This window comes from Peptoclostridium sp. AF21-18, assembly GCF_003478825.1.
Classification (GTDB): Bacteria; Bacillota; Clostridia; order Peptostreptococcales; family Peptostreptococcaceae; genus Peptacetobacter.
The window spans coordinates 62,534-74,692 of the sequence record NZ_QUGE01000002.1 but is presented as its reverse complement, the minus strand read 5'-3'; the positions used below and the strand labels follow the sequence as shown (position 1 = coordinate 74,692).

General features: G+C 29.4%; 12 protein-coding genes. 9 read left to right on the top strand and 3 right to left on the bottom strand.

The annotated features are described in order from the left end of the window. Positions 1–130: 130 nt before the first annotated feature. From DWX74_RS01740 to DWX74_RS01700, 9 genes are all read left to right on the top strand, one after another. On the top strand, positions 131–511 hold the full coding sequence (locus tag DWX74_RS01740) for a hypothetical protein (RefSeq protein ID WP_118548422.1): 381 nt from the start codon (positions 131–133) through the stop codon (positions 509–511). A 19-nt stretch (positions 512–530) separates the two neighbouring features. After that, positions 531–1,136: a GTP cyclohydrolase I FolE gene (gene folE, locus DWX74_RS01735; RefSeq protein WP_178412097.1), complete on the top strand. Its 606-nt coding sequence runs from the start codon at positions 531–533 to the stop codon at positions 1,134–1,136. 13 nt (positions 1,137–1,149) lie between these two features. After that, on the top strand, positions 1,150–1,938 hold the full coding sequence (folP, locus tag DWX74_RS01730; RefSeq protein WP_118548421.1) for a dihydropteroate synthase: 789 nt from the start codon (positions 1,150–1,152) through the stop codon (positions 1,936–1,938). A gap of 24 nt (positions 1,939–1,962) precedes the next feature. Beyond that, the gene (gene folB, locus DWX74_RS01725) at positions 1,963–2,340 is read left to right on the top strand and encodes a dihydroneopterin aldolase (protein WP_118548420.1); all 378 of its coding nucleotides are present in this window, start codon (positions 1,963–1,965) and stop codon (positions 2,338–2,340) included. Next, positions 2,321–3,601: a 3-deoxy-7-phosphoheptulonate synthase gene (gene aroF, locus DWX74_RS01720; protein WP_330415591.1), complete on the top strand. Its 1,281-nt coding sequence runs from the start codon at positions 2,321–2,323 to the stop codon at positions 3,599–3,601. Before folB ends, aroF begins: the two co-directional genes overlap by 20 nt. A gap of 115 nt (positions 3,602–3,716) precedes the next feature. Further along, positions 3,717–5,546 (top strand): DNA primase, encoded by a 1,830-nt coding sequence (gene dnaG, locus DWX74_RS01715; protein ID WP_199647505.1) that lies wholly within the window; start codon positions 3,717–3,719, stop codon positions 5,544–5,546. A 13-nt stretch (positions 5,547–5,559) separates the two neighbouring features. Then, on the top strand, positions 5,560–6,720 hold the full coding sequence (gene rpoD / locus DWX74_RS01710; protein ID WP_199647503.1) for an RNA polymerase sigma factor RpoD: 1,161 nt from the start codon (positions 5,560–5,562) through the stop codon (positions 6,718–6,720). 116 nt (positions 6,721–6,836) lie between these two features. Further along, positions 6,837–7,523: a tRNA (adenine(22)-N(1))-methyltransferase gene (locus DWX74_RS01705; RefSeq protein ID WP_118548417.1), complete on the top strand. Its 687-nt coding sequence runs from the start codon at positions 6,837–6,839 to the stop codon at positions 7,521–7,523. 25 nt (positions 7,524–7,548) lie between these two features. Next, positions 7,549–8,352 (top strand): Nif3-like dinuclear metal center hexameric protein, encoded by an 804-nt coding sequence (locus DWX74_RS01700; RefSeq protein WP_118548416.1) that lies wholly within the window; start codon positions 7,549–7,551, stop codon positions 8,350–8,352. Positions 8,353–8,733: 381 nt separating this feature from the next. On the opposite strand, the gene DWX74_RS01695 is transcribed toward DWX74_RS01700, so the two are convergent. From DWX74_RS01695 to DWX74_RS01685, 3 genes are all read right to left on the bottom strand, one after another. Then, positions 8,734–9,864: a DUF5808 domain-containing protein gene (locus DWX74_RS01695; protein WP_158573218.1), complete on the bottom strand. Its 1,131-nt coding sequence runs from the start codon at positions 9,862–9,864 to the stop codon at positions 8,734–8,736. Further along, on the bottom strand, positions 9,857–10,246 hold the full coding sequence (locus DWX74_RS01690) for a GntR family transcriptional regulator (protein WP_006439155.1): 390 nt from the start codon (positions 10,244–10,246) through the stop codon (positions 9,857–9,859). The genes DWX74_RS01695 and DWX74_RS01690 overlap by 8 nt, the downstream gene beginning before the upstream one ends. Before the next feature lie 484 nt (positions 10,247–10,730). Then, complete coding sequence (locus DWX74_RS01685; protein WP_118548414.1) at positions 10,731–12,095, bottom strand: MATE family efflux transporter; 1,365 nt, start codon at positions 12,093–12,095, stop codon at positions 10,731–10,733. Positions 12,096–12,159 lie beyond the last annotated feature (64 nt).

The window sequence follows — 12,159 nt, the reverse complement described above, 5'->3', positions numbered from 1 at the left end:
AAAAAATTGGAAGAGAGCAAAAAAACAAAAATAAAATAAAAAAATTGAAAATAAAAAGAGGAAATAAAAAATTTTTATAGAAATGTATATAGTACTGCCTAAAATAGAATATAATTTAGGAGGTGTAAAAATGGGAAAAAAAGAACAAAAAGCATTTGATTTTGTTGTAAATAAATTAAAAAGTGATGAGAATAACATCTCTATTATGTTGGTAGGTTCTGCAAAGTATAAGGACTTATCTGACGAAAATTTATCTATAAATGATATAGATTTATTTGTTATAAGAAAAAATCAGATTTCTGATCAAATAAGAGAGTTTCCAAATTACTTTGGTGTAGAATTTGACATCAATTATTTTTCTATAGAAAGTGCGTATAAATATATAGAAAAAGGGGAAAAATTCTTTGTAAAGGCTATTTCTAAGCCTGTATTAGTCTTTGAAAGAGAGGAAATTTCTGAGGATATCATTGAAAAATGTAAAATAATGTATGAAAAAATAAATAAAAACTAATAAAAAGGAAGTGTTTTAAATGTTAGATTCAAAAGAAAATATGGAATTAAAAGAAGGAAAAATGGATAAGGAAAAAATAAAAAGAGCTGTTAGAGATATTTTAGAAGCTATTGGAGAAGATCCAGATAGAGAAGGTCTTAAAGAAACTCCAGACAGAGTTGCTAGAATGTATGAAGAGATATTCTGTGGTATTTTCCAGGATCCAAGAGAGCATTTAAAAGTTACTTTCCCAGAGGAATCACACGAGGAAATGGTTATAGTTAAGGATATACCATTCTATTCTTGTTGTGAACATCATCTAGTACCTTTCTTTGGAAAAGCTCATGTTGTTTATATTCCAAAGGGTGGAAGACTTACAGGTCTTTCAAAATTAGCTAGAGTAGTTGAAACTATAGCTAAAAGACCACAGCTACAAGAGAGAATTGCAAAAGAAACAGCGGATATAATAATGGAAGAATTAAGACCTTATGGGGTAATGGTTGTTATAGAAGCTGAACATATGTGTATGACTATGAGAGGTGTTAAAAAGCCTGGCTCAAAGACAGTTACTTCAGCTGTTAGAGGAGTATTTGCAAAAGATATAGCTACTAGAACAGAAGCGATGAATTTAATACTTATGAAATAGGAGGAGTAGATAGATGTTAGATTATGGAAAAAGAACTTATATAATGGGAATATTAAATGTTACACCAGATAGTTTTTCTGATGGTGGAGATTTTAATTCAGTAGATAAAGCATTAAAACATGCTAAAGAGATGGTTGAAGAAGGTGCCGATATGATAGATATTGGTGGTGAATCTACAAGACCGGGACATACTTATGTGGATAGTGAAGAAGAAATAAGAAGAGTTGTACCAGTTATAAAAGCATTAAAAAAAGAAATATCACTTCCTATGTCAATAGATACATATAAAGCTGATGTTGCTGAGGAAGCATTAAAGCTAGGTGTTGAAATGGTAAATGACGTTTGGGGACTTAGAAAAGACACAAATATGGCAAATGTAATAGCTAAGTACGATGCGGAAGTTTGTATAATGCATAATCAGGATGGAACTGAATATGATAAAGATATAATGGAATCAATAAAAGACTTCTTAAATGAAAGTATAAAAATGGCTTTAGATGCAGGTGTTAAAAAAGAAAAAATAGTACTAGATCCAGGAATAGGGTTTGGTAAGACATTTGAACAAAACTTAGAAGTGCTTAGAAGACTTGGAGAGCTTAGAGATTTAGGATATCCAATACTTTTAGGTACTTCAAGAAAATCTGTTATAGGAAACGTACTACATTTAGAACCTAAGGATAGAGTTGAAGGAACAGTTGCAACTACGGTACTTGGTATAAGAGATGGAGTAGATATAGTTAGAGTACATGATGTAACAGAAAATTTAAGAGCTGCAAAAATGGCAGATGCTATATACAGATAGTAGACTTTATTTGAGGTGATAGCTATGGATAAAATTATTTTAAAAGATATGGCTTTCTACGGTTATCATGGCCTTTTAAAAGAAGAGAGTGTTCTAGGTCAGAAGTTTTTTATAGATATAGAAATAGGAACGGATACAAAAGAAGCTGGAATAAATGATGATTTTACAAAAACAATAAATTATGCAGAAGTTTATGAAATAACTAGAGAATTTACAGAAGATAAGAGATTCAATTTAATTGAAGCATTAGCTGAAAATATAGCATCAGAGATATTAAATAGATTTGATATTGCTTATTCAGTTATGGTAAGGATAAGAAAAAAAGAGGCTCCTGTTAAGGGAATTTTTGATTATATGGGAGTAGAAATAAGGAGATATCAGAATGAACAAGGTTTATCTTAGTCTTGGAACAAATATGGGAAATAGACTTGGCTATCTGAATAGAGCGTGCGGTATGATAGAAGATAGTGTATATGTTTTTTCTGTTAAAAAGTCAAAGATATACGAAACAAAAGCATGGGGATATACAGAGCAGCCAGATTTCTTAAATATATGCTTAGAAGTGGATACTAGCTTTAATCCACACGAAATGCTTAGATTTTGTCAGAACATAGAAACAAGATTAAATAGAAAAAGAATAATAAAATGGGGGCCTAGAACAATAGATGTAGATATACTTCTTTATAATAATGAAGTTATAGATACAGAAGATTTAAAGGTACCACATCCTTTAATGAAGGAGAGAGCTTTTGTGCTTAGACCATTACTTGATTTAAGCAAAGAGCTGGATATAAATGGAGAAAATGTACTAGAAGCATTTAATAGATTGCCAGATGAAGAAAAAAGAAATATAAAAGAATTTGAAATAAACGCAGAAAATCCATTTTCTCAGCAGAAAAAAATTATTGTAAATAGAGAAAAGGGCATAGAATTTGGAAAAGATAATATTGTTATAGCAGGTCCGTGTGCTATAGAAAGCTATGAACAGTTTTTAAAGACTGCTGAGTTTGTTAAAAGTCAAGGTGCAGATATTTTAAGAGGTGGAGCATATAAACCTAGAACATCTTCATTTTCATTTAATGGGCTTAAAGAAGAAGGTCTTGAAATATTAAAAGAGGTAAGAAAGAAAACAAAAATGCCTGTAATAACAGAGCTTATGGATATTAGAGATTTAGAAAAAGTATACGATTCTACTGATATAATTCAGATTGGATCTAGAAATATGCAGAATTTCCCACTTCTTTCTGAAGCAGGAAAGCAGGACAAGCCTGTTATGCTAAAAAGAGGACTTGCTGCAACTATAAATGAATGGATTTGCTCTGCTGAGTATATAGCTGTAGAAGGAAATGAAAAAATAATAATGTGTGAAAGAGGAATCAGAACTTACGACGATTACACTAGAAATACATTGGATTTAGCAGCAGTACCTATAATTAAAAAAGAAACAGGATTACCAGTTATAGTAGATCCTAGTCATGGAACAGGAATTAGAGAGTTAGTTGCTCCAATGTCATATGCAGCTTTAGCTTGCGGTGCTGATGGTATAATGGTTGAAGTACATCCTAACCCAGACGAGGCTCTTTCTGATGGAGAACAGTCTTTGGATTTTGATAATTTTGAAGAGCTGATGGAAAAAATTAAAAAAAATTATAAAAATTTATAAATAAAAGAAGGATATTCTAAAAAAAAGTAGAATTATTTATATTATTAACATTGACAAAGATAAAAATTCGTGTAAAATAGAAATGTTAAGACAAAAAACAGAGGGATGTGTTAATATGAACGATATGAAAGAGATTATAGAGGAAATCAAGGCTAGATGCGATATAGCCAGCGTAATAGGTGACTATATAAAAATACAGCCTTCAGGTCAAAACTACAAAGCCTTATGTCCTTTTCATGTCGAAAAAACACCGTCTTTCCACATAAGCACAGCAAAACAGGTTTATAAATGTTTTGGTTGCGGGGAGGGTGGAGATGTTATAAATTTTGTCATGAAAATGGAAAATCTAGACTTTATGGATGCAGTGAGACTGCTTGCAAATAGATGCGGAATTGACATAAATTTTAACATCGACGAAGAAACAAAACAAAAAATTGAATTAAGTAAAAAATATCAAGATATACATACGGAAGCGGCTAGATTCTATTTTGCTAATCTCGTAAAATCAAAAAACAGAGGATATGATTATTTAAGAAATAGAGGTCTAGATGATAAAACCATAAAAAGATTCGGATTAGGATACTCTCAAGATGCTTGGAGTAGCTTAATGGATTATTTAATAGATGAAAAAGGTTATAGTGTAGAAGAGCTTTTAGAATGTGGCTTGATAGGAAAAAGTACAAAAACAGATAAATATTACGACAAGTTTAGAAATAGAGTTATGTTTCCTATATTTGATTATAGGGGCAATGTAATAGGATTTGGTGGAAGAGTACTAGATGACTCACTACCAAAATATTTAAATTCACCAGATACATTGATATTTAATAAAAGACATAATTTATATGGTTTAAATTTTGCTAGAAAAAATCTTTCTTCAAGAACCGTAATACTTGTAGAAGGATATATGGATTTAATATCTCTGTATCAATACGGTATAAAAATAGCTGTTGCTACATTGGGAACAGCCCTTACTAGTCAGCAGGCTAGATTGATAAAAAGATATGCGGATAATGTAATAATATCATACGATTCTGATGGACCAGGAACAAAAGCAAGCCTTAGAGCTATTGATATACTAGTAGAGGCTGGATTATCAGTTAAGGTACTTGATTTAAAAGATGCAAAGGATCCAGACGAATACGTTAGAAAATATGGAACTGATGAGTATAGAAATGCAATGAAGGATGCTGTACCTCGGATTAAATTTAAAATAGATAATCTAAAGTCAACTTTCGACTTATCTAAGGATCAGGATAATATAAAATTTGCTCAGGAGGCGGTTAATATTATAAAACAGCTAAAGAGTCCTGTAGAGATAGATTACTACATAAAATATTTAAGTGAAATAGTTCAGCTAGATGAAGATGCGGTAAAGAGAGAAATATACGGTAAATCATATAGTTCTAAAAATTTATCTAATGGAAAATTCAATAATAAATTTAATAAAAAAGAAGAAAAGCCTATAGAAAAAATGGATGCAATCCAACATGGCGAAGAATTAACTGAAATAATGTTAATTAAAATAATGATGACTATCCCAGCAGCTAGAGAAAAAATCTTATTAAAAATAGATGAAAAAGAGCTTTTAATGGAGGATAGCAAAAAAATACTTAACTATTTATCAAAGATAGATTCAGAAAAGATTGTAGAGCCAGATGAGTTGGAAGGTATAAATGATGAATACATTAAATCTTTAAAGAAAACATCTTTGGAAAGTATAAATATAAAAAATATGAAAGAAATAGAAGAAACTGTAAGGAGTGTCAGAAGAAACTCTTTAAAGAAAACTATAGATAAACTTAGAATGAAGCAAGAAGAACTAGGTGCTAAAAGTAAAATTTTAGCTGAATCTGATAAAGAGGCAGCTAAAGAGCTAGATTTAGAAATAATGAATTTAGCATTACAATCAGTAGATTTAAATAAACGATTAAGGAATTTATAAAGGGGGTTTAAGTGTGGATAAAGTTAAAGCAGAAAACAAAGAGCTAAAAGAAAAGGCAAACGCACTGATATTAAAAGGGAAGAAGAATGGATCTCTTACATTTGAAGAAATAGGTGATGCTTTTGAAACAGTTGAAATGAATAAAGAGCAGATGGACAATCTTTATGATACTCTTCAGAGTGTAGGAATCGAACTAGTTGATGAAAAATCTAAGAAAAATAATGCAACATTTGCAGTTGGAAATAATGATGAAATGGGATTTGATCATTTAGATGATCCTGATTCAGATGATGACGATAAAGATGTTGATTCAGAAGCATTAGATTTATCGCTTCCAAAAGGAATAAGTATCGATGACCCAGTTAGAATGTACCTTAAAGAAATAGGTAAAATCCCACTACTTAAACCACATGAAGAAGTTGAATATGCAAAGAGAATGCATGAAGGTGATGAATTGGCTAAACAGAGATTAGTTGAAGCAAACTTAAGACTAGTTGTAAGTATAGCTAAAAGATATGTAGGTAGAGGAATGCTATTCCTAGACTTAATACAGGAAGGAAACCTAGGTCTTATAAAAGCGGTAGAAAAATTCGACTATGAAAAAGGATTCAAATTCAGTACATATGCAACTTGGTGGATAAGACAGGCTATAACTCGTGCTATAGCTGACCAAGCGAGAACAATAAGAATACCTGTACATATGGTTGAAACAATAAACAAACTTATGAGAGTTTCAAGACAGTTACTTCAGGAATTAGGTAGAGATGCTAAACCAGAAGAAATAGCTAAAGAAATGGATCTTTCAGTAGAAAAAGTAAGAGAAATAATGAAGATAGCTCAGGATCCAGTATCATTAGAAACTCCAATAGGTGAGGAAGAAGATTCTCATTTAGGAGATTTCATACCAGATGATGATGCTCCAGCTCCAGATATATCAGCTGCATACTCATTATTAAAAGAACAGATAGAAGAAGTATTAGGATCATTAAATGAAAGAGAACAGAAAGTTCTTAAATTAAGATTTGGTCTTGAAGATGGTAGAGCTAGAACTCTTGAAGAAGTTGGTAAAGAGTTTGATGTAACAAGAGAAAGAATAAGACAGATAGAAGCTAAAGCACTTAGAAAATTAAGACATCCAAGTAGATCTAAAAAACTTAGAGATTATCTTGATTAATAACTTCTTGATTAATAAAATACAGAAAGAATACGTCTTGAAAAAAGGCGTATTTTTTCTATCTAAAATAAAGTAAAATTATAAAAAATTATAAATGTATTGAAAGGAATAAATTTATGAAATTAACAGATAGATTATACAAAATAGCCTCTTTTGTATCTGAAGGAAAAAGAGTAGCAGATATAGGGACAGACCATGGATATATACCAGTTTATTTATTAAATAAAGGGACTATACCATTTGCTATTTTAGCAGATATAAATAAAGGGCCTTTAGAAAATGCTAGAAAAGAAGTAAGACATAACGGACTAGAAGCTAAAACGGAATTAAGACTTGGTTCTGGTATAGAAGTTCTTGAAAAAGGCGAAGTAGATGAAATTATAATAGCAGGAATGGGAGGAGCTTTAATAGCAGACATACTAGAAGCTAAAAAAGAAGTTGCTCAGAGCGCTGAAAAATTAATACTTCAGCCAATGCAGGCACAGGAAGAGCTTAGAAAATATCTACTAAACAATGGATATGAAATAATGGAAGAAGTTTTAGAGAACGAGGACTTTAGAATATATGAAATAATGACTGCTAGATATACTGGAAAAAATAATACACCTTCTGATGAAATATACTACGAAGTTGGAGAAAAACTATTAAATAATAAAAATGAATTATTTACAGAATTTGTAGAAAAGAAAATAAGAACAAATAAAGCTATTTTAGAAAAATTTGAAGGCATAGACAATGAAAATATAAGAAAAAGAAGAGAAGAAGTGGAGTCTAAAATAGAAAAATTAGAAAAAATGTTATAAAAATTTTGTTGAAAAGGTGATAATAATGAAATTAAAAGATATAACTAAAAAAATAGAAAGTAAATATCCAACTTGTTTAGCTTATGATTGGGATAATGTAGGTCTTTTAGTAGGAGATTTTGATTCTGATGTGAAAAAAGTGATGACAGTACTTGAAGCAAATGAGGCTGTTGTAAATGAAGCTATAGAAAAGGGTGTAGAACTTGTGGTTACTCATCATCCGTTTATATTTGGTAAAATAAATAGAGTAAATACAGGTGATTTCAAAGGAAATTTAATCCATAAGCTTATAAAAAATGATATATCTGTTTACTCAATGCACACTAATTTTGATATAGCTTTTGATGGATTAAATGATTATTTTATGGAAGTAATGGATTTTAAGGATACAAAAGTATTAGATAAGATAGATTCAGACGAGAACTACTGTGAAGGAAAAACTTATGGTCTTGGAAGAATCGGAAAACTAGAAGAGTCTATTAGTTTAAAAGAACTTTGTAAAAAACTAAAAAGTGTGTTAAATATAGATGCACTTAGAGTTGTTGGAGATTTAGGAAAAGAAATATCTAAGGTTGCTGTTGTAACTGGTTCTGGTTCAGAGTTTGCAAAACTGGCTGCTAAAGAAGGCGCAGATGTTATTTTAACTGGAGATGTTAAATACCATGAAGCTCAGGATGTATTCGATATGGGAATGAATTTGGTGGATTGCGGACATTTTGACAGTGAAAATATATTTAAAGATGTTATGTACAACTTTTTATCAAATGAATTGGCTGGGGTAGAAGTAATCAAGAGTGAAACTAATCTAAATCCATTTAAAATAGTATAATAAATCAAAATTTGCTAATATTTTGTTATTATGAAAGTATATGAGATATAGACAAACTCCTCTCCAGGCTTCGACGTGCGTGTAGGTAAAACACTTTGTTGTAATTAAAACCCACGTCTGCAGATTATCGAGAGAGTTTTGTCTATATAACTCATATGCTACATACTATCAATAATTTTAGCAAATTTTGATTTTATCCACTTTTTAAGTTAGTAAATTTATAAAAGATTATTACTAACAAAAGAAACTTATTGCAATATTATACTAATAGCTCCAAAATTTTTTCGGAATATTACAGTTTGTAAAATTATTGAAATATTAGAATAAAGAAATCAAAGTTTATTTTCAAATAGATTTGTAATTTTGCTTTGATACACTTATCTATGCTGCAAATTTAAAGCTTATGAAAATTGTTGCAACTAGCATAAGTACAATGCAGGCAACTATAAGTTTTCCTTTAGCACTTCCTAGATTGACAGTCCATCCAATTCCAAATCTTTTCTGAACAAATGCTGAAGGATCATTTGGATTGTAGTAGAAACAACCTAAAATCCAGTATTTGTCATCATCATCAACAGTATATGAAACATCAGAATAGTTGCCTTTCTTTAATTTAGAAGATGTATAGATTAAAGGAACTATTGATGCTAGAAGTAGTACAGTTGATAAAATTACAAGTATTTGATTTACTTCTTGATTAACAAGCCCAAATGAAATTGAACTGAAAAGTAAGGCCATTGCAAATAGCATAAATAATGATTCGCTAGCTAAATGGTTTAAACACTTAATAGTATTTGCTATATCAGATTTAGAATCATTTTTATCTATTTTTATTCTAGCTTTTAAAGAATAAATAGAGCCGAAATAAACTAAAAGCATTACAACTATTTGTATACCTATCTGTGCTAAGAAAGAAGCTTTAGTTTTTACAGTAAATCCATCTGCGATTCCTTGGAAATTGAAGTGTGTAGGCATCATTTCAGGTATTTTATCGTAGTTGATAAAAGCATAAGCTGAAGACACTACAACTAAAAGTATAGGAATAATATATATTAAGCTGTATTTTTTTACTAATTTATCTCTTTCATGCATAAAATCTACATCAAGTATCTGAGTTTTTTCTGATTTAAGCTCAGGATTTATTGTAGAAAGATGATCTTCTTTAAATGCTAGTACCTTTTTGTAGCTACTATAGTATATAAAGTAGTATAAAACAACTGTAAGTATTATAGGCACTGTAACAGCTGCAAGATAAAGATTTTCATTTAATGTAAAATTAGCATATAAAGATAATCCAATTTGGATTATAAGTACAGCAGCAGTAGAGATTATTATACCTCTTTTGTAGCTTTTATCTATATGTTTTAACTCTTCGAAATTTCTATATTTCTCCGGAATATTAACCCCATAGAATACTTTCTTGCTTGTAAATTTTTGCATATTGTAATCTACAATTGCAAGTAAAATAATTATAGGGACCATAACCATTAATTCTATATTATAGTTAGTCATTTTTAACAACCTCACATTCATTGTAAATTTTTTCTGCTAATTTTAGGAATTCATCCTTCTGAATACCTGATAAGAATGAATTAGATATTAATATTTCTAATTCATCAAATAATTCTTTTTCTTTAATTTCGTTTTTTTCCATTGGAAGATCTGCTACAACAGCGCCTTTTCTTCTGTCTATATTTAGATAACCCCTATCTTTAAGCTCGTTATAGGCTTTGTTGACAGTATGAAGATTTACACCAATATCCTCAGCCATACTTCTAACAGAAGGTAGAGATTCTCCTATTTTTAAATCTCCTTTTGCTATTGCTTTTATAAGATTATCTTCTATTTGCAGATATATGGATTTACTGCTGCTAAAGTCTAGTTCTAATTTCATATTTATAAACTCCTTTCCAAATATTATATTAATTCTATTTGTTATATATAATATATAACAGACATAACAAAAAAGCAATATACTTTTTGAAAAATTTGATGGTGGGAAGAGTAACAATTTATTTTTAAAGAATTAAAATAGTTAAAATATTATTAAAAATAAGTGATTGGATATATACTATATAATAAATAAAAATATATAACATATAGGTGTAAAAATTAAATAAAAAATAGGTTAAATGTTTCGAAAAAATTTGCTAAAAATTTGAAAAAATGTAATGGATATGTTAATATATAGGTGAAAATAGATTGGAATATGACACGAGATGACGGGGATATTCTAAGACATTATTTTATGAGATTATTAAAGAAGTGAAACACGAGGTGACGGGTTTCACTTTTTTTCTGCAATCTAGATCACGAGTTTCAATTTTCATTTACTAAAAATAAGGATGTCAAATTTTTAATTTGACATCCTTATTTTCTTATAGATTAATATTATTTTTTTCTAAATTTAATTCCTTATGTAGATTTATAGCCATAAAAATAGTTACAAAAGTAGAAAGAATATCAGCAATGGGTTGAACATATAATATACCATTTATACCTAATAAAGTAGGAAGGATTAAAATAACTGGAACAAAACAAATTCCTTGTCTACAAGCCCCAAGTAAAAATCCTTTACATCCTTTTCCAAGAGCAAGAAATAAAGATGAGTAAACTGTATAAAATCCAAATAAAAAGAAAGAAAGAGCGTTAGCAATAAGAGATTTTTGTCCTAAGGAAATCATAATATTATTTCCGTTTGCAAATTGAGAAACAATTTGTTTAGAAAATATAATAGTTATCAATCCTGCAACTATACAAAATGTTGTAGACCATAAAATAGATATTTTAATAGATTTATTTAATCTATCAAAGTTTTTAGCACCATAACTAAATCCAGCTATAGGTTGAAATCCTTTTAAAAAACCGAAAACAACCAAAGTACACATTGAAATTATCCTAGTTACAACACCCATTGCGGCAATTACAGTATCGCCATAATTAGCAGCATTAATGTTTATTAAAGCGATAGATAGACTTGTTAAAAATTGGAATGTTAAAGTAGGAATACCAATTTTAAAAATTTCAAAAAATATTTCTTTTGTAGGATGGAAATTTCGTATATTAAATGAAAAATAACTTTCTTTCTTCAAAATATAAATTATATATACAAGTGTGGATATAAACTGAGAAATTGCAGTTGCAATAGCAGCACCAATAACACCAAAATCAAAATAATAAATAAAAATAGGATCTAAGAAAATATTAGCAAGGGCTCCTAAGAGAAGAGCAGACATAGCAGTTTTAGAAGAACCTTCGCTAGCAACAATATTGTTCATAGTTACATTAAAAATATTAAAAACACAAGATAATATATATATTTTTGCATATGGTAAAGCATAAGGTATTATTGTACTCGTTGCACCTAAATATTTTAAAATATATTTCATAAAAACTAGAGTAATTATTATAAAAATTAACCCAATAAATACACTACTATAAATTGCAACACTAGCAACTTGATTGGCAGTTTTTTTATCATCTTTTCCTAATAATCTTGAAAGATATGAAGCAGCTCCATTACCAAACATTAATCCTAATCCAACAACAACCTGACCAATAGGGAAAACAATGGAAATTGCAGCCATAGCACTTTCTCCAAGTTTACCGACAAAATAAGCATCAACTATATTATAAAATGCGTTGATAAGCATACCAATCATAATAGGTATACCAAGTAATATTAATGATTGTGATATAGGAGCGCTTCCTAAAAGTTCAATTTTATTATTTTTTTGTTTCATTTATAAAACCCCCTTAAAATGTATATTGCATCTTTTATACTACTGTAAAATATAGTACTATAAA

Coding starts and splice junctions, on each gene's coding strand:
- DWX74_RS01740 (WP_118548422.1), top strand. CDS start 131: ATGGGAAAAAAAGAACAAAAAGCATTTGATTTTGTTGTAAATAAATTA.
- folE (WP_178412097.1), top strand. CDS start 531: ATGTTAGATTCAAAAGAAAATATGGAATTAAAAGAAGGAAAAATGGAT.
- folP (WP_118548421.1), top strand. CDS start 1,150: ATGTTAGATTATGGAAAAAGAACTTATATAATGGGAATATTAAATGTT.
- folB (WP_118548420.1), top strand. CDS start 1,963: ATGGATAAAATTATTTTAAAAGATATGGCTTTCTACGGTTATCATGGC.
- aroF (WP_330415591.1), top strand. CDS start 2,321: ATGAACAAGGTTTATCTTAGTCTTGGAACAAATATGGGAAATAGACTT.
- dnaG (WP_199647505.1), top strand. CDS start 3,717: ATGAACGATATGAAAGAGATTATAGAGGAAATCAAGGCTAGATGCGAT.
- DWX74_RS01705 (WP_118548417.1), top strand. CDS start 6,837: ATGAAATTAACAGATAGATTATACAAAATAGCCTCTTTTGTATCTGAA.
- DWX74_RS01700 (WP_118548416.1), top strand. CDS start 7,549: ATGAAATTAAAAGATATAACTAAAAAAATAGAAAGTAAATATCCAACT.
- DWX74_RS01695 (WP_158573218.1), bottom strand. CDS start 9,864: ATGACTAACTATAATATAGAATTAATGGTTATGGTCCCTATAATTATT.
- DWX74_RS01690 (WP_006439155.1), bottom strand. CDS start 10,246: ATGAAATTAGAACTAGACTTTAGCAGCAGTAAATCCATATATCTGCAA.
- DWX74_RS01685 (WP_118548414.1), bottom strand. CDS start 12,095: ATGAAACAAAAAAATAATAAAATTGAACTTTTAGGAAGCGCTCCTATA.